Source organism: Roseovarius sp. W115, from assembly GCF_032842945.2.
GTDB lineage: Bacteria > Pseudomonadota > Alphaproteobacteria > Rhodobacterales > Rhodobacteraceae > Roseovarius > Roseovarius rhodophyticola.
Genome location: NZ_CP146606.1, coordinates 2,217,514 through 2,234,453 on the forward strand (window position 1 = coordinate 2,217,514; position 16,940 = coordinate 2,234,453).

The window sequence follows — 16,940 nt, forward strand, 5'->3', positions numbered from 1 at the left end:
ACACTAGCCGAGTTCGCGCGGCTTTCCACTCTGCATCCTGTCATCCCCGACTTGATCGGGGATCTCCTGGCCAAGTGGTCCTCGGATCAAGCCCGGGGATGACGGCGTGGAGTTTCTCACCCAGCCCCCTTGACCCGCCCCCTCTCTTTCGTAAACGACCCCATCGGCAAGGCCCCGGATTCGTCCGGGGCTGTGCTTTTGGTCGTAAGACCATTTCAGCCGGGCACCTCCGGGGGCCTATACTCGGTGGATAGCAATCCACCTTACATAGCGGATCACATGGTTCGCGTTTGCTAAACGGAAGACAGAAAGCATGGCACTTAAGTCGTATAAGCCAACGACGCCGGGCCAGCGCGGGCTGGTGCTGATCGACCGTTCGGAGCTGTATAAAGGACGCCCCGTCAAGGCCCTTACTGAGGGTTTGACGAAATCGGGCGGCCGGAACAACACCGGGCGGATTACCTCACGTCGTCGTGGGGGAGGCGCGAAACGCCTTTACCGGATCGTTGATTTCAAACGTCGTAAATTTGATGTGGCGGCCACCGTTGAACGGATCGAGTATGACCCGAACCGGACCGCGTTCATCGCTCTTGTGAAATATGATGATGGCGAGCAGGCCTATATCCTGGCCCCTCAGCGTCTGGCGGTCGGTGACAAGGTCATCGCGAGCGCCAAGGCCGACATCAAGCCGGGCAACGCAATGCCGTTCTCGGGCATGCCCATCGGCACAATCATCCACAACATTGAACTCAAGCCAGGCAAAGGCGGTCAGATCGCCCGTGCCGCAGGCACCTATGCGCAATTCGTGGGTCGCGATGGCGGCTACGCTCAGATCCGTCTGAGCTCGGGTGAGCTTCGTATGGTCCGCCAGGAATGCATGGCCACAGTCGGTGCGGTATCGAACCCTGACAACTCAAACCAGAACTACGGTAAAGCCGGCCGGATGCGCCATAAAGGCATTCGTCCATCTGTACGTGGTGTGGTTATGAACCCGATCGATCACCCGCATGGTGGTGGTGAGGGCCGGACCTCTGGTGGTCGTCACCCGGTGACCCCATGGGGCAAGCCGACCAAAGGGGCACGCACCCGCAACAAGAACAAGGCGTCGCAGAAGCTTATTATCCGCTCGCGTCACGCCAAGAAGAAGGGCCGTTAACATATGAGCCGCTCAGTCTGGAAAGGCCCTTTTGTGGATGCTTACGTGCTGAAGAAAGCCGAAGCCTCGCGCGAAAGCGGTCGCAATGAAGTCATCAAAATCTGGTCGCGTCGCTCGACGATCCTGCCCCAGTTCGTGGGTCTGACGTTTGGCGTCTACAACGGTCAGAAACATATCCCCGTCAACGTGTCGGAAGATATGATTGGTCAGAAATTCGGCGAATACGCACCGACCCGTACCTATTACGGTCATGCAGCCGACAAAAAAGCGAAACGGAAGTAAGTCATGGGCAAGGAAAAGAACCCCCGCCGCGTGGCTGAAAACGAAGCAATGGCAAAACTGCGCATGCTTCGGACCAGCCCGCAGAAACTGAACCTGGTTGCGGCCATGATCCGTGGCAAGAAGGTCGACAAGGCTCTGAATGACCTGACCTTCTCGAACAAGCGGATTGCCGAGGACGTGAAGAAATGCCTTCAGTCAGCGATTGCCAATGCCGAGAACAACCACAACCTGGATGTGGATGAGTTGATCGTGGCAGAGGCCTATGTTGGCAAGAACCTGATCATGAAACGCGGGCGTCCGCGGGCGCGTGGCCGGTTTGGTCGCATTCTGAAGCCGTTTTCCGAACTCACCATCAAGGTGCGTGAAGTTGAGGAGCAAGCCTAATGGGAAATAAAGTCAATCCAATCGGCATGCGCCTTCAGGTCAACCGCACCTGGGACAGCCGCTGGTACGCCGATACCAAGGATTATGGTGATCTTCTGCTGGAAGACATCGCAATCCGTGAATTCATCAACAAAGAGTGCAAGCAAGCCGGCATCAGCCGTGTGATCATAGAGCGCCCGCACAAGAAATGCCGCGTGACTGTGCACACGGCACGCCCGGGTGTCATCATCGGCAAGAAAGGGGCAGACATCGAAGGTCTGCGCCGCAAGCTTGCCAACATGACCGACAGCGAGCTGCACCTCAACGTGGTGGAAGTGCGCAAGCCCGAGCTGGATGCGGCCCTTGTGGGCGAAAGCATCGCGCAACAGCTTGAGCGCCGTGTGTCGTTCCGTCGTGCCATGAAGCGCGCGGTTCAAAACGCCATGCGCATGGGCGCTCTGGGCATTCGTGTGAATGTGGCTGGTCGTCTGGGTGGTGCGGAAATCGCGCGGACCGAATGGTACCGTGAAGGTCGCGTGCCGCTTCATACTCTGCGTGCTGACATTGACTACGCGCCAACCGAGGCGGAGACGCCCTATGGCATCATCGGCATCAAGGTCTGGATCTTCAAAGGCGACATCATGGAGCACGATCCATCGGCCCGTGATCGCAAGGCGCAAGAGCTGCAGGACGGTCCCGCACCGCGCGGTGCTGGCGGCGGTCGGAGGAACTAATCATGCTTCAACCAAAGCGCACAAAATTCCGTAAACAGTTCAAGGGCCGCATCAAAGGCGAAGCCAAGGGCGGGTCTGACCTGAACTTTGGCACATATGGCCTGAAGGCGACCCAGCCGGAGCGTGTCACCGCGCGCCAGATCGAGGCCGCACGTCGTGCCATGACGCGTCACATGAAACGTCAGGGCCGTGTGTGGATCCGGATTTTCCCGGACACGCCTGTCACCGCCAAACCGATTGAGGTTCGGATGGGTAAAGGTAAAGGGTCTGTGGATCGCTGGGCCTGTAAGGTCAAGCCAGGCCGGATCATGTTCGAGATCGATGGCGTTGCAGAAGGCGTTGCCATGGAGGCTCTGCGCCTTGCGGCGATGAAGCTGCCGGTGAAAACCCGCGTGGTGGTTCGCGAGGACTGGTGATTGGTGGGGTGAAACCCCACCCTACGACATAGAGAACCCCTGCTGAGAGATTGGCGGGGGTTTTTACATTTTAGCTGATGTTCACCCGATAACCCGCACGTGGAAAATGCACATGCACCTTGCCAATAACGCTGTCTGATCGTGCGACCGAGATGGTGTCGACGCTGGTGGCAACGACCGTGCCTGAGACCGGTTGTTCCCCACCGTTAAGATCAGGTGAAACGGTTACCTCTATGCCTGGCTTTAATCCCTGTGGGTCATGCGGGTCGTGCCCCGATATGTGCACCGGATCATGAGCGGTGGCTTCTGCAATAGCCTGCTCGGGGGTCATGGCGGTGGAGGTGCCATGACCAATGGCGGCAATCTTTGCTTCCCAGGCCTCCAGCCCTTGGAACTCGGACAAAAAGACCGGACCGTTCTCCCAGCGGCCACGAATGAACCAGACCACATGATAAAGCTGTGCATCAATCGCCGCAGGCGCATCTCCGGTCAGGAACGCGCGGCCATCGGCGAATTGCTGATTGGCCCAGAAGAGCGGTGCGCGCAGTTGGGTGGCCAGGTGGGGTAAGGCGGCGTTGGCCGCTTTGAGCCCTTCGGCCCAGTCCGGGCCAAGATAAAGCCGCCCTCGATCAGCGGCGAAATCCTGTGGCAGCGCATCGCCCGCGGCCCCAAGCACCAGTTTGACTGTTGCGTCAAACAAGGCCCCATCCGTCCATCGGCTCAGGCACCACATCAGACCTGCATCGGCTGTAGGAAAGAAGCTGGGCGTGGGAAAACGGCGCTCCAGTTCACGGATGACGCATTGACTGTCACAATATATATCTGCGCCAATCTGCATCACCGGCGTACGCCGATACCCACCGGTCAGCTTGGTGAGCATCGGTTTGGGAGCAAGCCGCGGAATTTCGACAGAACGCCAGCTCAGCCCTTTGATGCCGAGGGCCACGCGGGCTTTTTCAGCAACTGGCGACTGCGGGTAATTGTGCAAGATAATGTCTGGCATGGTCCAGCTTTCGGCTTGGAATGGCTACAGTCTGCCTACCGATCTTTGGCGGGCTTCGCCATGAACAATGCTCTCGCCCAGTTCACAAATCCAAGATCGCCACATCGCGTTTGAGATCAACCATCCAGGATGTTCTGAACTTGAATTGCATAATGGTCATACCGCATGCCTGCCTTGTTGCCGGCCACACCGTCATAGTAGCTGCGCCCTGATGGCGTGGGCAGGCCAGCCCAGATTTTTGCGAGATTGAGCATAAAGGTCTTGGCGTTGATCTCACCTGTCTGAACTTTGAGCAGACCTGCATCGCCCAGAAGAAGATCGGCCAACTGATCCTGCACGCCAGCGTTAAATCGTGTGCCGGGGCCAAGACCCAGGCGTGCCGCAGAATGGCGGAGCGTTGCCGGGATAAACTGATATCGGCCAATGGCATGGTTTTGTCCTGGTGTCGCGGCGATCCAGTCGTAGATCTCCTGCAGGATCATATCTGTGGGGCGTTTGGGTGGTTTGATGCGCGCCCCATTCTGGACCGCATCATATCCGGCGCGCCCGGCCTCAACCGAGGCAATCAGATCGCGCAGGCGTGCAGCCTTGGGCCCGCCATGGCGCAAGGCCGCATCATGCCGTCCGGGCAGAGCGGCGAACAAACCTCCCTCGGCCTCACCCACAAAAAGACTGGCCGCTGAGACATAAGAGCGGTTTTGGGGGGATTGGGAAAACAGCGGCGCGCGTGCGGTGAACACGCCGCTCTGTGCAGTGTCGGCCATGCACATACAACTCGCACCAATCCAGAAGAAAATCGTAACTATTACTCGTACCACGCCGCGCCCCTTCTGGTGCTTGGAGTGTGTTTACGGCGCAAATCTCAACATTCATTGAACGAATTGTGCTTTGGGAAAACGACATCCGCGTCGCAGATGGACCATTGGCGTCGCGCTTGCATGCTATCGTCAGCCAGTATCGGTGCGAAAGGACGATGGGCATGGGCAAAGTTTTGACTGATGCGCAAATGGAGGCCTTTCATCGTGATGGGTTTGTTGCCCCCATCACGATCTTCTCGGAAGAGGAGGCCTTGCGTCTGCGCCGCGAACTTGAAGCGGCGGAGGCTAAATGGCCTGGTGCCTTTGAAGGTGCCGCACGCAACAACGCGCATCTCAATATCATGTGCCTTGATGAGATCACGCATCATCCGCGCATAGTCGACGCCGCAGAAGATCTGATTGGCCCGGATATCCTGAATTGCGGAACAGTTCTTTTTATCAAGGAGGCGCATGATCCGGGTTTCGTCAGTTGGCATCAGGACGCGCGTTATATGGGATTAGAGCCGCATGTGGGCATCACGCTTTGGGTGGCGCTGTCACATGCAAATGAACACAGCGGCAGCATGCGGATGATCCCGGGCACGCATGACCGGATCAGAGCGCACAAGGATACGTTCGGCGAAGAGAATATTCTCACGCGCGGACAGGAAATCGAAGATCTGGATGAAAGCACCGCTGTGACGTTGGACCTTAAGCCCGGTCAGATGTCGATCCACAGTGATCGCGTCATCCATAGCTCCTTGCCCAATCAAAGCGATGACCGGCGGATCGGGTTTGTCCTACAATGCTTCATCCCACCGTATGTAAAACAGACGGTCCGGCCCATGGTCGCTCAGCATGTGCGAGGACAGGACCCATACGGAAATTTCGAGATGATCGGCCGCCCAAAACGCGATATGGATCCCGACGATGTTTTCATGCGAGACCGGGTCAATCAGGTCTGGTCCGAAGTGCTCTATCATGGGGCGGAGAAACGTCGGAATTTCTGAAATCCATCGGGAAAGGCAGGTTGATATGATCAAACCGCGCAAAGTGGTGTTTCAACGCGAAGTGGTGACAGCGGCCTATGCCGGTGCGCCCTGTGATCCAATTACCCGAGTGGCGGTGATGGCCGTCTTTCGCAATCCTTTGGCGGGGCAGGTGGTCGACGATCTCTCGCCGCTTTTCCAGATTGGTCACGCCTTGGGCGAGCAACTGTCTGGAGAAGCGATCGCACAGCTGCCCGGCGCACCGGTGTCTTATGGCAAAGCCGCGCTTGTCGGGCCAATGTGCGAAATGGAGCATGGCGGCGCTGTCATTCATCCCAAGCTGGGTGCGCCAATGCGTGCCGCTGCAGGTGGTGGCAAGGCTGTGATCCCGTCCAACGTCAAAATCGGCCCCCCGGGCACGCTGATTGATGTGCCATTGGGGCACAAGGATGATCCGTGGTCCTTTGATCATTTCGACACGATGACGCTGTTCATTGCCGATGCGCCGGGACCTGAAGAGATCGTTCTGTGCCTGGCCTATGCCGATGGCGGGCGGCCCAATCCGCGCTGTGGCTCGGGGCCGGTAAAGAGCTAGGCTCTGGCGTCAAAGATGCGTCTGCGCTATGCGGATCTCATGCCAAATCTCAAATCACTTTTCGTCACCCGCCTCTATCACGCTGCCCTGTCAGAGCAGAAGCCGTCTATTGACCCGACAGAGCTGGAGGCGTCTTGCTATTCCATTGCGGAAGATGATGAGGCGGGGCAGGCCTGGTGCGAAGAGAACGGGTATCCCGGCTATACGTCTTACGCGTCTTTGACGGACCTGCCGTGGCGGTTTCCGATCTTTGGCGATTTGGTGAAGGCGCTCGACGCGCATGTGGCGGCGTTTGCAGAGGATCTGGAGTTTGATCTGGAAGACCGGGCGCTGACGCTTGAGGACATCTGGATCAACATCCTGCCCGAAGGCGGCACGCATAGCTCCCACATCCACCCGCATTCAGTGATTTCCGGCACGACCTATGTGGCGATGCCCGATGGAGCCTCGGCGTTGAAGCTCGAAGACCCGCGCTCTGCGCGCATGATGGCGGCACCCGCTCGCAAAAAGGACGCACGAGAGGCGTTGCGGACGTTTGTCTATGCCAAGCCGGTGGTGGGCGATGTCCTTCTCTGGGAAAGCTGGCTGCGCCATGAGGTGCCGATGAATATGAGTGAGGATGATCGGATTTCGGTGAGTTTTAACTATGGGTGGGGGTGATTTTGATAAGGTTATTGAAATGGCTGTTTCGGTTTATGAAGCAAAAGCAATCAACGCCGAGTTTGCCAGTTCGTTCAGAAAACCGTGCTGGCGGGATTATCCAATCAGAGCGAGAAGCACTTGAACGTGAATTAAAGCGCACAAAAGAAAACAAAGAAATAAAAGAGCTCATCAAAAACTGGCAGCAGAAGTGGCATGACCTTTTTGATCAAGACTCGAAACTTTTGGAAAGTGGTGAGTTTGTGCGTGATAATCCGATCCCGGACGATATCCGCACAGATTTTAGGCTAATCTTTGGTATTTCACATGCATCGCTCGGGACACAACGGGCTTGCTTTGACTTGTTTCCTGAAGGCAAGGAGATGTTCCGTAGATTCAACGACTACTTTCATGGAACTTACGAGGTTTTGGATGAAACGGAGGCGCGCAAACTATTGGGTGACCTTGCGGCAGCAATCACTGTTCTGAAGCCAACCGAGATACTTGACTGGGCAGATGTTGCTGTAATGACTTGGGAAAAGCTTGATGAGAGCGGTTTGTTGCAAGAAACATACCCTCTTTCCGAGGTAATTGAAACTGCGACGCTGCAATGTGCGGTAATAGATGAAGATAGGTTGCGATTGAAAAAATGGGCTGCAAATACCTTTCTAAGCGAGCCTTTGTACATGTCTGCAGGAAATGTGTATGAACTTCGAGATTGGGTCACAGGAGCGATGTTTGATCCGGCAGAAGACAATGTAAACAGAATTGTATTTAAGCTTCATTGTTCCAATTGGAGCATTAGGCAAGATGGGCAAAAAGTTTATCTTGTAAAACGTACATAGTGCCACTCTAACTTCCCCCTTGCCCCAACCTTCATCCTCCCCTATACCGCGCCAATCTGAACTCGCCGCGTCACGCGGGGATTCGTTTTGGTATTCATCCACCGGGGACCCCGTGTGACCCTGAGCCATCCAAATCAGGGGCCGGCCGGTGTTTTGAGAAGGAAGATGGCAATGAACGCCACCGAGTTGCGTGATAAAACGCCTGATCAGCTTCGTGAGGAGCTGGCCAACCTGAAAAAAGAGCAGTTCAACCTGCGCTTTCAGGCAGCGACCGGGTCGCTGGAAAACCCTGCACGGATCAAAACAGTGCGCCGTGATGTGGCGCGTGTCAAAACCGTGTTGAATGAAAAAGCTGCACAAGCGGCTGCGGATTAAGGAGAGCACATATGCCTAAGCGTATACTGTCCGGCGTCGTGACCTCCGACGCAAACGCCCAAACCGTCACCGTCTCGGTTGAGCGCCGCTTCAAGCACCCTGTGCTTCAGAAAACCATTCGTAAGTCCAAGAAATACCGGGCTCACGATGAAAAGAACGCTTTCAAGGTCGGTGACCAAGTCCGCATTATCGAATGCGCGCCGAAATCGAAAACGAAACGCTGGGAGGTTTTGGAGGCGTAAGCCTTTGAGCCTTTCGGTTTGATCGAAACCCTGGGGAAAAGGCAATAACGCCCCCCAAAGGTCGGGAGAAACCTCATGATCCAGATGCAGACCAATCTGGATGTTGCTGACAACTCCGGTGCTCGCCGGGTTCAGTGCATCAAGGTCCTGGGTGGTTCCAAGCGCAAATATGCGTCCGTGGGCGATGTCATTGTCGTCTCGGTGAAGGAAGCCATCCCACGTGGCCGTGTGAAGAAGGGCGACGTTCGTAAGGCCGTTGTTGTTCGCACCGCCAAGGAAATCCGCCGTGAAGACGGCACTGCCATTCGCTTTGACCGCAACGCCGCTGTGATCCTGAATACCGCAGGTGAACCCATCGGCACCCGTATCTTCGGGCCGGTTGTGCGCGAATTGCGGGCCAAGAACTTCATGAAGATCATTTCGCTCGCCCCGGAGGTGCTGTGATATGGCTGCTAAGTTGAAAAAAGGCGACAAGGTCGTCGTTCTGGCTGGCAAGGACAAAGGCAAGGAAGGCACGATTGCCTCTGTTGACCCCAAGGCCGGCAAAGCGGTTGTCGATGGTGTGAACATGGCCATCCGCCACACACGCCAAAGCCAGACAAGCCAGGGTGGCCGCCTTCCCAAGGCGATGCCAATTGACCTGAGCAATCTGGCTTTTGTTGATGCAAAGGGCAAACCCACTCGCGTTGGCTTCAAAATGGAAGGCGACAAGAAAGTGCGTTACGCCAAGACTACGGGGGACGTGATCGATGCTTGATACGAGCAACTACACCCCACGCCTGAAAGCCGCTTACAAGGAGGCCATCCGCGCCGCCATGAAAGAGGAATTCGGCTACAAGAATGACATGCAGATTCCGAAGCTTGAGAAGATTGTTCTCAATATCGGCTGTGGCGCAGAAGCGGTTAAAGACTCCAAGAAAGCCAAGTCGGCTCAGGAAGACCTGACCACCATCGCCGGCCAGCACGCTGTCATGACCACCGCCAAGAACTCCATCGCTGGGTTCCGGGTGCGTGAGGGCATGCCAATGGGCGCAAAGGTGACACTGCGTGGCGACCGGATGTATGAATTCCTCGATCGTCTGATCACCGTGGCCATGCCTCGCATCCGCGACTTCCGCGGCGTGTCGGGCAAGTCATTTGATGGTCGTGGCAACTATGCCATGGGCATCAAGGAACACATCGTTTTCCCCGAGATCAACTTCGACAAGGTCGACGAAGTTTGGGGCATGGACGTTGTTATCGGAACCACGGCGCAGACCGACGCTGAAGCCAAGGCGCTGTTGAAGCACTTCAACATGCCTTTCAGCAGCTAATCGCGAGGAATTTTAGACATGGCTAAGAAAGCAATGATCGAACGCGAAAAGAAGCGTCAGCGTCTGGTGAAGCAATACGCCGCCAAGCGTGCCGCTTTGAAAGAGATCATCAACGATCAGGAAAAGCCGATGGAAGAACGCTTCCGGGCGTCCCTGAAACTGGCGAACCTGCCGCGCAACAGCTCGGCTACCCGCCTTCATAACCGCTGCCAGCTCACCGGCCGGCCGCATGCCTATTACCGTAAGCTGAAAATCAGCCGGATTGCCCTGCGTGAGCTTGGGTCCGCCGGTCAGCTTCCGGGCATGGTCAAGTCGAGCTGGTAAGGAGGGACATGAGATGAACGATCCTATCGGCGATATGCTCACCCGTATCCGCAACGCGGGCATGCGTGGCAAATCCACTGTTATGGTTCCGGCCTCCAAAATGCGCGTGCGCGTTCTGGACGTGCTGGCTGACGAGGGCTACATCCGGGGCTTTGAAAATGCCACGGGCAAAGATGGCCACCCGGCCATCGAAGTGAGCCTGAAATACTTCGAGGGCGCGCCTGTGATCCGCGAGATGAAGCGGGTCTCCAAACCCGGTCGTCGGGTCTACATGAGCGTCGGTGACATTCCGCAGGTCCGTCAGGGTTTGGGCGTGTCGATTGTCTCCACCTCAAAAGGTGTGATGTCGGATGCAAACGCACGGGCGGCCAATGTGGGCGGCGAAGTGCTTTGCACCGTATTCTAAGGAGGCTTACACATGTCTCGTATCGGCAAACAACCGGTTGCTCTGCCTGATGGCGTTACGGCGTCTCTGAGCGGACAGACAATCGAGATCAAGGGCCCCAAGGCCACCAAATCCTTCACTGCCACGGATGACGTGACGCTGACGGTTGCGGATGGCACGGTCACTGTAGAACCGCGCGGCAAATCCAAGCGTGCGCGTCAGCAGTGGGGCATGACCCGCACGGTCATCGCCAACATGGTGCATGGGTCTAAAGAGACGTTCAAGAAAGAGCTGGAAATCCGCGGCGTGGGCTACCGGGCTCAGATGCAGGGCAATGTCCTGAAGCTGAACCTCGGCCTGTCGCATGATGTGGATTTCCCGGTTCCGGAAGGTGTGACTGTCACGGCGCCTAAACCCACGGAACTCATCGTGGAAGGCCATGACAAACAGCTCGTCGGTCAGGTCGCGGCCAATATCCGCGACTGGCGTCGGCCCGAGCCTTACAAAGGCAAAGGCATTCGCTACAAGGACGAGTACATCTTCCAGAAGGAAGGCAAGAAGAAGTAAGGATGCGATAAAATGGCAAACAGCAAAAGAACACTGTTCCTTAAGCGCCGCCTGCGCGTCCGGAACAAACTTCGCAAGGTCAACGCCGGGCGCGCGCGCCTCAGCGTGCACCGCTCGAACAAGAACATCAGCGCGCAGCTTATTGATGACGTCAATGGCGTCACATTGGCTGCGGCCTCGACTCTGGAAAAGGATCTGGGCGTCGTTGGCAAGAACAACGTAGAAGCTGCAACCAAGGTGGGTTCTGCGATTGCGGAACGTGCCAAGAAGGCTGGTGTGACTGAGGCCTATTTCGACCGTGGTGGATTTCTGTTTCATGGCAAGGTCAAAGCCGTGGCAGATGCCGCACGTGAAGGTGGTTTGAAAATATAGGTGGGATGAAATCCCACCCTACCAGAACGGCGTAGGGTGGGGCTTCGACCCACCTTTGGTGAAGGCGGCTAACCCGCCTCGATGATCCGGGGGTAACACCACCCACTGGGATTGGACAAACTGGTGCTACTGCGCCGCATATAAAGGACGCCGAGAATGGCAAGAGATGACAAACGCCGTGGTGGTGGTCGCGATCGCGACGAAGCCCCGGAATTCGCAGATCGCCTGGTTGCGATCAACCGTGTTTCAAAGACCACCAAGGGCGGTAAGAACTTTGGTTTTGCCGCGCTCGTCGTTGTCGGCGACCAAAAGGGCCGTGTTGGTTTTGGCAAAGGTAAAGCCAAAGAGGTGCCTGAAGCGATCCGCAAGGCCACTGAGCAAGCCAAGCGCCAGATGATCCGCGTACCTCTGCGCGAAGGCCGCACGCTGCACCACGACATCGAAGGCCGTCATGGCGCCGGTAAAGTGGTCATGCGCACAGCGCCGACCGGTACCGGTATCATCGCCGGTGGTCCGATGCGTGCTGTTTTTGAGATGCTGGGCGTTCAGGATGTTGTGGCCAAGTCGATCGGCTCGGCTAACCCTTACAACATGATCCGCGCCACAATCGACGGTCTGCAAAAAGAAGCCAGCCCGCGCATGGTGGCTCAGCGTCGTGGCAAGAAAGTTGCCGACATCCTGCGCAAGGATGAAGCGCCTGCTGCTGATGCAGCGGCCGAAGCGTAAGGAGACGGACACATGGCAAAAACCATCGTCGTCAAACAAGTGGGCTCGCCCATCCGCCGCCCTCAAGACCAGCGCGCCACGCTGATTGGTCTGGGCCTCAACAAGATGCACAAAACCCGCGAGCTGGAAGACACGCCTTCCGTGCGCGGCATGATCAACAAGATCCCGCATCTGGTGGAAATCGTCGAAGAAAAGGGTGAGCGCCGTCTCGTAAATCATCCAGTGGATGATTTAAGGCGCGAACGGGCGAAGCACCGACCTTCGGAATTAAGAGCACCCCGGTCAGAGATGGCCGGGGTAATTTTGTTTTATACTTAAAAAACTGCAGAGTATTTTTGCAAGAAATGTCATTGTATCCTCTGTTTCACAAGAATGGAAAGGATGCAGTTGTGACAGAAAAAAGTGATGGTGGGTTCTACCATATGTTTAAACGGTGCCTCTTAGCCGCTTGGGCGGTTGTTTCTTTTGTGTTCAGATCATTTCCCGCACTGGCTTTTCTAGTGTTTTTTGGTTTCTTTGTTCTGAGCCACACTGTCAAAAGCATTGCAAATTTCACTTCGGAAACGATCAACGCAGTGACTGGTGTAACGAGTGTATTGTCCGAAGCTACAACACTTCGAAATTCGGCAGATGCCAAGGCTGAAGCTGCGGAGTCTAAGCTTAAAAAGGCTGAAAAACGAGTAAGGGAATTGGAGGCTCAAACAAAGGCGCAAGCGAAAGTGGTAAAGTCGCTGAAATCGGAAAACGAAGGTCTTCGTAAAACCAAGTTTGTAACCTTTAAAGGCGAAAAGGTTTCGTTAGAAAAAGCCACAAGTACGACAATTCGTAGTTTGCAGTCCAGAACAACAAAAGTAGCGACTGCTAACGTAGCCAGCGCAGCTGGTGAGAGTATTCCGTTTTACGGAATTGCAATAATCGTTGGAGCAACGGCGTTCGAGTTGAACAGCGCTTGCACTACAATGCGTGACCTGCACGAGCTCGAAACCGCTATAAACCCCTCGACTGCTTCGCAGACGGACGTAAATAACGTATGCGGCTTAAAAGTTCCAACACGGGAGGAACTCTGGCAAGGCGTGAAGTCGTCGCCTGGTTTGGCTTGGTCAAAAGCCGTTGGCGCTTATGACAGTTCTTCAAACTGGGTGAGCGAATTGGAGGCTCCTGATTTTTCAGGAGGGTGGCAGAAGATGAAATCGAGGTTCAACTTCTTTTCCGAATAGCCACCTATCCAGCTCCCCCACCACCGCACACCCCAACGTCCGTCTTAACGCATCCACAAGCTCATCTACCGTTTCGGTCGTCACATAGCTCCCACCGGTCTGATCTGCGAGGCATTGCACCTCTGCGGCGGCGGCTTGAAACGCCTCAATACTGTTCCACGAAAACGGGTCAAACACCAACCTGAAGCCGATGATGTGCACCGTCAGATCGCGGCCTGTCGATGCCAGCTGCTGGCCTAGCCGGCACGGCGCGCCGCTGCAGGTTTCCGAGCCGTCTGTGACCAGCACGATGATGCCGGGGGTGGTGCGATAGTCCAAAACCTCAGCCGCCTCGCGCACGGCATCCGTGAGCGGGGTCAGGCCGGCAGGGCGAAGGGCCTTCACCTCGGCAATCACAGCCCTGTCTGCATCTGCCCTTGGTGTGAATTTCACCTGAATCCCGCGACAGCTGTCCGCTGCGCCCGGCCCATAGGTCAATAGCCCGATGCGACGGACCGGGGCGACCTGCGGCATCACCTCGGCCACCGCTGTACGGGCTTCTTCAATGCGTGAGGGGCCACTGGCGCCAAAGCCAAGTTCCGCCATGGAGGCTGAGCCGTCAAAGACCAACATAGCGTCCCGGCTGCATTGCGCCATGCTCTGGGTGGCCACGCATAACGCAAGGCCTGTTGCGGCGGCGGTTTTCAGAACTTTAGCCAATGAGGGCGCATCCCAGAGTGCGTCGCAGGGCCTGGCTCAGCTCATCAATGGTCTCGGTTGAGACATACATACCCCCGGTTTGATCCGAGAGACATTTGGCGACCGAAATGCCATCAGGGTACACATTGGCCTCGGGGCTGTCCCAGGCAAAGCGATCCGTGACCACGCGAAATCCGATGACGTGCACAGTTAGGTCGCGATCCGTTGCCGCGAGTTCGGCGCCCAAGGCGCAAGGCCTGCCACCACAGGTTTCGTTGCCATCTGTAACGAGCACCACGATACCAGGCTCTGAGCGATAGTTCAGCACGTCAGCAGCGGTGCGCACGGCCTCTGTCAGGGGGGTTAAGCCATTGGGATCAAGTAGCTCTATCGCCTCAAGGATCGGTTGCGCAGCATCCGCGACAGGCCCAAATTTGAGGTTGATCCCTTCGCAGGAGTTCTCCGGACCCGGCCCATAGGTCAACAGGCCAATCCGGCGCACCGGGGCAATCTGCGGCATTGCGTCGTGTAACGCAGTGCGGGCGTCGTCGATGCGCTTGGGATCCGCAAGGTTGAGACCCAATTCGGCCATGGAGGCTGATCCGTCAAACACCAGCATCGCATCACGGGCGCAATCGGTGGCAGAGGCTGTTGTGCTGAACGTGAGGCTTGCGGCGAGGCAGCTGGCCAGGATTGTCTTTGTGCTCTTCATATTGTCATAACATATCCCAACGGGCCTAAAATCAACTCACAGCACTGCGAGGGAATTGAATATGTTGGTAAAAACGCTTTCTGACGTACTTGGCACACCAGATCATGCCACGGGAGACGCCTTTGAAAGCCGGCGGATTTTGTTGGCACGCGATGGGTTGGGGTATTCGTTTCACGACACGGTGGTAAAGGCCGGCAGCACCCAGCACCTGCACTACAAGAACCATATTGAGGCGAACTACTGCATTGAAGGGAAAGGAGAAGTTGAGAACGCCGTCACCGGTGAAACCTGGCCGCTTGAGCCGGGGGTGATGTATGTTCTGAATGAGCATGACCCGCATATCATCCGGGCTGAAACGGATTTGCGGTTCATCTGTATCTTTACGCCAGCGCTCAGTGGGCAAGAGACCCATGACGCCGATGGGAGCTATGCGGCGCCATGCAATTCTGAGTAACGCTCTGACGCTAAACAAAAGGTCGATTGGGGGCCGTTCTGATCCGTAACCAGCACTTCTGGTCTTAGGTGTTGCACAAAAGATTCGGTCGTATATGAGGCGGAAATTTCGCCTTTGTCCGACCTTTGTCGATAGCCGCCAATGTGTTACGCACTAATCAACGGCGAAAAAAGCTCCAAATCTTGAGTGCAGGACAATGACAAACACCGTGGCGACCCTTTGGATAGGGCCCCAACTATCGTGGCTTGAGCGTCTTAGCCTGAAGTCTTTTCACGACATCGGCCAAACCCCAATTCTTTATACATACGACGAAATTGAGGACGTCCCAGACTATGTCGATCTGCGCGACGCAAGAGAGGTGATGGACGAAGCTTTTACGCAGACATACTGGGGCAAAGATCGTCTTGATGATCCTCGTATACATTCGGACATTTTCCGCGTCATGCTAATGCGCAAAACAGATCACATTTGGGTGGACGCGGATATCTATGCATCTTTATGCGTCTGGCATTCGCCGTCGGTTAGTCAGGCAAGGCATGAACGGCGTCCCGCCAGTTGATAGCTTTCTCGAATTGCTTTGCCGAGCGCACCGGATTGACCCCGAAGCCTACCCCATCACACATCGAGACAGCAAAGAAAGCGCGCAACTGCGCCGAAAACTCTATCGTGCTGGGAAATAGCGAAGGGGATAACAATGCGACAGAAGCTTCAAGATTCCTTCTCTACGATTGACTGGTCTGAGCACAAAAAGGGAGTGCCGCGTTCTGGTCCGGGATCTACTCTTGCGCATACAGAGTCCTTGCGCGCGGCGTTACCGATGTTGTTTCGCAAATACCAGGTCAAGAGTTTTGTCGACGCGCCTTGCGGCGACTGGCATTGGATGCAAAAGGTCGACCTGAAAGGTGTCTCATACCTTGGGCTTGAGATCGTCGAAGACCTGGTTGAAACCAACACAAAGCAGTTTGGCGGTCGAAGCGTAAAGTTTGAGCTGGCCGATATCACCAATGATCCGCTGCCCAAGGCCGATATGATCATGTGCCGTGATTGCTTGTTTCACCTAAAATTTTGGTTGCGCTGGGAGTTTTTTGAGAACTTCCTGGCATCTCATTCGTCTTATCTATTGACGACTGTGCACGATAATCCTTTTAACCGAAACGTTCCGGAGAATGGGAAATTCCGCTGGTTCAATCCGCGTATTGAACCTTTCAACTTCCCGCAGCCTTTGGAGTTGATTTCAGATGTACCCATTGGTCAAGATGAAGGCGGTGACGAAGATTTCCGTCAGCGACGTTACATGGGACTTTGGCATCGCGATCAGATCAGTGAGGCGTTGAAGGCTCGCGAAGGGGCATAAGCGCCGATGGAGTTACAGACTCTGCCTGGGTTATGACATTGACCACTTAAGTGCAGACACCATTTCAGACAGGTGGGTCCACAGGGTATTATCCCACGGATTCCAGATTTCTCAGAGTGTTCGGAAGGGATGTTGTTCCACGATCCCGAGAAACGGACCTGCGGTTCATCTGTATCTTTACGCCAGCGCTCAGCGGGCAAGAGACGCATGACGCAGATGGGAGCTATGCGGCTTCGGAGTAAGAGCGCCAATAAAGCCGCTCAAAGGTTAACACCCTTATTTTGCAGGATTTGGGCGTCGGTATTACATCAGTATCACGTCGGTATTGCGTCGGTGTGGCATCGGTATCCGGTCGGATTTAATGCGCCGTTCGGACGCAACATCGCAAGATGTTGAGAGAGT

28 protein-coding genes and 1 pseudogene are annotated in these 16,940 nt (G+C 55.7%); 25 read left to right on the forward strand and 4 right to left on the reverse strand.

The window, feature by feature from the left end; all coding sequences use genetic code 11:
* Positions 1-313: 313 nt before the first annotated feature.
* The 5 genes from rplB to rplP are packed head-to-tail and all read left to right on the forward strand — an operon-like array spanning position 314 to position 2,951.
* Positions 314-1,156 carry a 50S ribosomal protein L2 gene (rplB, locus tag RZS32_RS11160; RefSeq protein WP_317057056.1) on the forward strand — a complete coding sequence of 281 codons (843 nt, stop codon included), beginning with the start codon at positions 314-316 and terminating at the stop codon, positions 1,154-1,156.
* A 3-nt stretch (positions 1,157-1,159) separates the two neighbouring features.
* Positions 1,160-1,438 (forward strand): 30S ribosomal protein S19, encoded by a 279-nt coding sequence (gene rpsS, locus RZS32_RS11165; protein ID WP_317057057.1) that lies wholly within the window; start codon positions 1,160-1,162, stop codon positions 1,436-1,438.
* A 3-nt stretch (positions 1,439-1,441) separates the two neighbouring features.
* Entirely contained in the window at positions 1,442-1,822 is a 381-nt protein-coding gene (gene rplV / locus RZS32_RS11170) for a 50S ribosomal protein L22 (protein ID WP_317057058.1), read from the forward strand.
* The gene (gene rpsC / locus RZS32_RS11175) at positions 1,822-2,535 is read left to right on the forward strand and encodes a 30S ribosomal protein S3 (RefSeq protein WP_317057059.1); all 714 of its coding nucleotides are present in this window, start codon (positions 1,822-1,824) and stop codon (positions 2,533-2,535) included. Before rplV ends, rpsC begins: the two co-directional genes overlap by 1 nt.
* Before the next feature lie 2 nt (positions 2,536-2,537).
* Positions 2,538-2,951 (forward strand): 50S ribosomal protein L16, encoded by a 414-nt coding sequence (gene rplP, locus RZS32_RS11180; RefSeq protein WP_317057060.1) that lies wholly within the window; start codon positions 2,538-2,540, stop codon positions 2,949-2,951.
* 70 nt (positions 2,952-3,021) lie between these two features.
* Here rplP and RZS32_RS11185 read toward each other — a convergent pair whose 3' ends face one another.
* A complete protein-coding gene (locus RZS32_RS11185) occupies positions 3,022-3,954 on the reverse strand; it encodes a glutathione S-transferase family protein (protein ID WP_317057061.1) in 933 nt (310 codons plus the stop codon).
* A gap of 116 nt (positions 3,955-4,070) precedes the next feature.
* The gene (locus tag RZS32_RS11190) at positions 4,071-4,718 is read right to left on the reverse strand and encodes a hypothetical protein (protein WP_317057062.1); all 648 of its coding nucleotides are present in this window, start codon (positions 4,716-4,718) and stop codon (positions 4,071-4,073) included.
* Between the two features lie 215 nt (positions 4,719-4,933).
* On the opposite strand from RZS32_RS11190, the gene RZS32_RS11195 reads away from it, so the two are divergent.
* The 16 genes and pseudogenes from RZS32_RS11195 to RZS32_RS11270 all read left to right on the forward strand — a co-directional run bounded on the left by RZS32_RS11195 (position 4,934) and on the right by RZS32_RS11270 (position 13,340).
* Positions 4,934-5,761, forward strand: coding sequence for a phytanoyl-CoA dioxygenase family protein (locus RZS32_RS11195; RefSeq protein ID WP_339106628.1), 828 nt, complete (start codon positions 4,934-4,936; stop codon positions 5,759-5,761).
* A gap of 25 nt (positions 5,762-5,786) precedes the next feature.
* A complete protein-coding gene (locus RZS32_RS11200) occupies positions 5,787-6,335 on the forward strand; it encodes an amino acid synthesis family protein (RefSeq protein ID WP_317057064.1) in 549 nt (182 codons plus the stop codon).
* Positions 6,336-6,374: 39 nt separating this feature from the next.
* Positions 6,375-6,995: a 2OG-Fe(II) oxygenase family protein gene (locus tag RZS32_RS11205; RefSeq protein ID WP_317057065.1), complete on the forward strand. Its 621-nt coding sequence runs from the start codon at positions 6,375-6,377 to the stop codon at positions 6,993-6,995.
* Between the two features lie 35 nt (positions 6,996-7,030).
* On the forward strand, positions 7,031-7,819 hold the full coding sequence (locus RZS32_RS11210) for a hypothetical protein (protein WP_317057066.1): 789 nt from the start codon (positions 7,031-7,033) through the stop codon (positions 7,817-7,819).
* Positions 7,820-7,990: 171 nt separating this feature from the next.
* Positions 7,991-8,194: a 50S ribosomal protein L29 gene (gene rpmC, locus RZS32_RS11215; RefSeq protein ID WP_317057067.1), complete on the forward strand. Its 204-nt coding sequence runs from the start codon at positions 7,991-7,993 to the stop codon at positions 8,192-8,194.
* An 11-nt stretch (positions 8,195-8,205) separates the two neighbouring features.
* Positions 8,206-8,436, forward strand: a complete 231-nt coding sequence (rpsQ, locus tag RZS32_RS11220; RefSeq protein WP_317057068.1) for a 30S ribosomal protein S17 — start codon at positions 8,206-8,208, stop codon at positions 8,434-8,436.
* Between the two features lie 75 nt (positions 8,437-8,511).
* Positions 8,512-8,880, forward strand: coding sequence for a 50S ribosomal protein L14 (gene rplN, locus RZS32_RS11225; protein ID WP_317057069.1), 369 nt, complete (start codon positions 8,512-8,514; stop codon positions 8,878-8,880).
* Between the two features lies 1 nt (position 8,881).
* Positions 8,882-9,193, forward strand: coding sequence for a 50S ribosomal protein L24 (gene rplX, locus RZS32_RS11230; protein WP_317057070.1), 312 nt, complete (start codon positions 8,882-8,884; stop codon positions 9,191-9,193).
* Entirely contained in the window at positions 9,186-9,749 is a 564-nt protein-coding gene (gene rplE / locus RZS32_RS11235; protein ID WP_317057071.1) for a 50S ribosomal protein L5, read from the forward strand. The genes rplX and rplE overlap by 8 nt, the downstream gene beginning before the upstream one ends.
* 18 nt (positions 9,750-9,767) lie before the next feature.
* Positions 9,768-10,073 carry a 30S ribosomal protein S14 gene (gene rpsN / locus RZS32_RS11240; protein ID WP_317057072.1) on the forward strand — a complete coding sequence of 102 codons (306 nt, stop codon included), beginning with the start codon at positions 9,768-9,770 and terminating at the stop codon, positions 10,071-10,073.
* A 13-nt stretch (positions 10,074-10,086) separates the two neighbouring features.
* Positions 10,087-10,479: a 30S ribosomal protein S8 gene (rpsH, locus tag RZS32_RS11245; protein WP_317057073.1), complete on the forward strand. Its 393-nt coding sequence runs from the start codon at positions 10,087-10,089 to the stop codon at positions 10,477-10,479.
* A gap of 12 nt (positions 10,480-10,491) precedes the next feature.
* Entirely contained in the window at positions 10,492-11,025 is a 534-nt protein-coding gene (gene rplF, locus RZS32_RS11250) for a 50S ribosomal protein L6 (protein WP_317057074.1), read from the forward strand.
* 12 nt (positions 11,026-11,037) lie between these two features.
* Positions 11,038-11,397 carry a 50S ribosomal protein L18 gene (gene rplR / locus RZS32_RS11255; protein ID WP_317057075.1) on the forward strand — a complete coding sequence of 120 codons (360 nt, stop codon included), beginning with the start codon at positions 11,038-11,040 and terminating at the stop codon, positions 11,395-11,397.
* Between the two features lie 156 nt (positions 11,398-11,553).
* Entirely contained in the window at positions 11,554-12,123 is a 570-nt protein-coding gene (gene rpsE / locus RZS32_RS11260; RefSeq protein WP_317057076.1) for a 30S ribosomal protein S5, read from the forward strand.
* A 12-nt stretch (positions 12,124-12,135) separates the two neighbouring features.
* Positions 12,136-12,321, forward strand: a pseudogene (rpmD, locus tag RZS32_RS11265) (50S ribosomal protein L30); the annotation flags it as partial.
* A gap of 191 nt (positions 12,322-12,512) precedes the next feature.
* The gene (locus tag RZS32_RS11270) at positions 12,513-13,340 is read left to right on the forward strand and encodes a hypothetical protein (protein ID WP_317057078.1); all 828 of its coding nucleotides are present in this window, start codon (positions 12,513-12,515) and stop codon (positions 13,338-13,340) included.
* Here the strand turns inward: RZS32_RS11270 and RZS32_RS11275 are convergent.
* Together RZS32_RS11275 and RZS32_RS11280 are read right to left on the reverse strand one after the other, a co-directional pair.
* Positions 13,290-14,039, reverse strand: a complete 750-nt coding sequence (locus RZS32_RS11275; protein WP_339106629.1) for a vWA domain-containing protein — start codon at positions 14,037-14,039, stop codon at positions 13,290-13,292. The genes RZS32_RS11270 and RZS32_RS11275 overlap by 51 nt on opposite strands.
* Positions 14,032-14,730: a vWA domain-containing protein gene (locus tag RZS32_RS11280; RefSeq protein WP_338549058.1), complete on the reverse strand. Its 699-nt coding sequence runs from the start codon at positions 14,728-14,730 to the stop codon at positions 14,032-14,034. The genes RZS32_RS11275 and RZS32_RS11280 overlap by 8 nt, the downstream gene beginning before the upstream one ends.
* Before the next feature lie 61 nt (positions 14,731-14,791).
* On the opposite strand from RZS32_RS11280, the gene RZS32_RS11285 reads away from it, so the two are divergent.
* The 4 genes from RZS32_RS11285 to RZS32_RS11300 all read left to right on the forward strand — a co-directional run bounded on the left by RZS32_RS11285 (position 14,792) and on the right by RZS32_RS11300 (position 16,780).
* Positions 14,792-15,184 carry an ectoine synthase gene (locus RZS32_RS11285; protein ID WP_317057082.1) on the forward strand — a complete coding sequence of 131 codons (393 nt, stop codon included), beginning with the start codon at positions 14,792-14,794 and terminating at the stop codon, positions 15,182-15,184.
* Between the two features lie 196 nt (positions 15,185-15,380).
* Positions 15,381-15,743, forward strand: a complete 363-nt coding sequence (locus RZS32_RS11290; RefSeq protein ID WP_317057083.1) for a hypothetical protein — start codon at positions 15,381-15,383, stop codon at positions 15,741-15,743.
* Positions 15,744-15,878: 135 nt separating this feature from the next.
* Entirely contained in the window at positions 15,879-16,538 is a 660-nt protein-coding gene (locus RZS32_RS11295) for a class I SAM-dependent methyltransferase (protein WP_339106630.1), read from the forward strand.
* Positions 16,539-16,654: 116 nt separating this feature from the next.
* Positions 16,655-16,780, forward strand: coding sequence for an ectoine synthase (locus RZS32_RS11300; RefSeq protein WP_317057898.1), 126 nt, complete (start codon positions 16,655-16,657; stop codon positions 16,778-16,780).
* The last annotated feature ends 160 nt before the right edge of the window (positions 16,781-16,940 follow it).

What these genes read in the sequence shown, in the direction of transcription:
- rplB (WP_317057056.1), top strand. Translation starts at nt 314, where the DNA reads ATGGCACTTAAGTCGTATAAGCCAACGACGCCGGGCCAGCGCGGGCTG.
- rpsS (WP_317057057.1), top strand. Translation starts at nt 1,160, where the DNA reads ATGAGCCGCTCAGTCTGGAAAGGCCCTTTTGTGGATGCTTACGTGCTG.
- rplV (WP_317057058.1), top strand. Translation starts at nt 1,442, where the DNA reads ATGGGCAAGGAAAAGAACCCCCGCCGCGTGGCTGAAAACGAAGCAATG.
- rpsC (WP_317057059.1), top strand. Translation starts at nt 1,822, where the DNA reads ATGGGAAATAAAGTCAATCCAATCGGCATGCGCCTTCAGGTCAACCGC.
- rplP (WP_317057060.1), top strand. Translation starts at nt 2,538, where the DNA reads ATGCTTCAACCAAAGCGCACAAAATTCCGTAAACAGTTCAAGGGCCGC.
- RZS32_RS11185 (WP_317057061.1), bottom strand. Translation starts at nt 3,954, where the DNA reads ATGCCAGACATTATCTTGCACAATTACCCGCAGTCGCCAGTTGCTGAA.
- RZS32_RS11190 (WP_317057062.1), bottom strand. Translation starts at nt 4,718, where the DNA reads ATGGCCGACACTGCACAGAGCGGCGTGTTCACCGCACGCGCGCCGCTG.
- RZS32_RS11195 (WP_339106628.1), top strand. Translation starts at nt 4,934, where the DNA reads ATGGGCAAAGTTTTGACTGATGCGCAAATGGAGGCCTTTCATCGTGAT.
- RZS32_RS11200 (WP_317057064.1), top strand. Translation starts at nt 5,787, where the DNA reads ATGATCAAACCGCGCAAAGTGGTGTTTCAACGCGAAGTGGTGACAGCG.
- RZS32_RS11205 (WP_317057065.1), top strand. Translation starts at nt 6,375, where the DNA reads ATGCCAAATCTCAAATCACTTTTCGTCACCCGCCTCTATCACGCTGCC.
- RZS32_RS11210 (WP_317057066.1), top strand. Translation starts at nt 7,031, where the DNA reads ATGAAGCAAAAGCAATCAACGCCGAGTTTGCCAGTTCGTTCAGAAAAC.
- rpmC (WP_317057067.1), top strand. Translation starts at nt 7,991, where the DNA reads ATGAACGCCACCGAGTTGCGTGATAAAACGCCTGATCAGCTTCGTGAG.
- rpsQ (WP_317057068.1), top strand. Translation starts at nt 8,206, where the DNA reads ATGCCTAAGCGTATACTGTCCGGCGTCGTGACCTCCGACGCAAACGCC.
- rplN (WP_317057069.1), top strand. Translation starts at nt 8,512, where the DNA reads ATGATCCAGATGCAGACCAATCTGGATGTTGCTGACAACTCCGGTGCT.
- rplX (WP_317057070.1), top strand. Translation starts at nt 8,882, where the DNA reads ATGGCTGCTAAGTTGAAAAAAGGCGACAAGGTCGTCGTTCTGGCTGGC.
- rplE (WP_317057071.1), top strand. Translation starts at nt 9,186, where the DNA reads ATGCTTGATACGAGCAACTACACCCCACGCCTGAAAGCCGCTTACAAG.
- rpsN (WP_317057072.1), top strand. Translation starts at nt 9,768, where the DNA reads ATGGCTAAGAAAGCAATGATCGAACGCGAAAAGAAGCGTCAGCGTCTG.
- rpsH (WP_317057073.1), top strand. Translation starts at nt 10,087, where the DNA reads ATGAACGATCCTATCGGCGATATGCTCACCCGTATCCGCAACGCGGGC.
- rplF (WP_317057074.1), top strand. Translation starts at nt 10,492, where the DNA reads ATGTCTCGTATCGGCAAACAACCGGTTGCTCTGCCTGATGGCGTTACG.
- rplR (WP_317057075.1), top strand. Translation starts at nt 11,038, where the DNA reads ATGGCAAACAGCAAAAGAACACTGTTCCTTAAGCGCCGCCTGCGCGTC.
- rpsE (WP_317057076.1), top strand. Translation starts at nt 11,554, where the DNA reads ATGGCAAGAGATGACAAACGCCGTGGTGGTGGTCGCGATCGCGACGAA.
- RZS32_RS11280 (WP_338549058.1), bottom strand. Translation starts at nt 14,730, where the DNA reads ATGAAGAGCACAAAGACAATCCTGGCCAGCTGCCTCGCCGCAAGCCTC.
- RZS32_RS11285 (WP_317057082.1), top strand. Translation starts at nt 14,792, where the DNA reads ATGTTGGTAAAAACGCTTTCTGACGTACTTGGCACACCAGATCATGCC.
- RZS32_RS11290 (WP_317057083.1), top strand. Translation starts at nt 15,381, where the DNA reads ATGACAAACACCGTGGCGACCCTTTGGATAGGGCCCCAACTATCGTGG.
- RZS32_RS11295 (WP_339106630.1), top strand. Translation starts at nt 15,879, where the DNA reads ATGCGACAGAAGCTTCAAGATTCCTTCTCTACGATTGACTGGTCTGAG.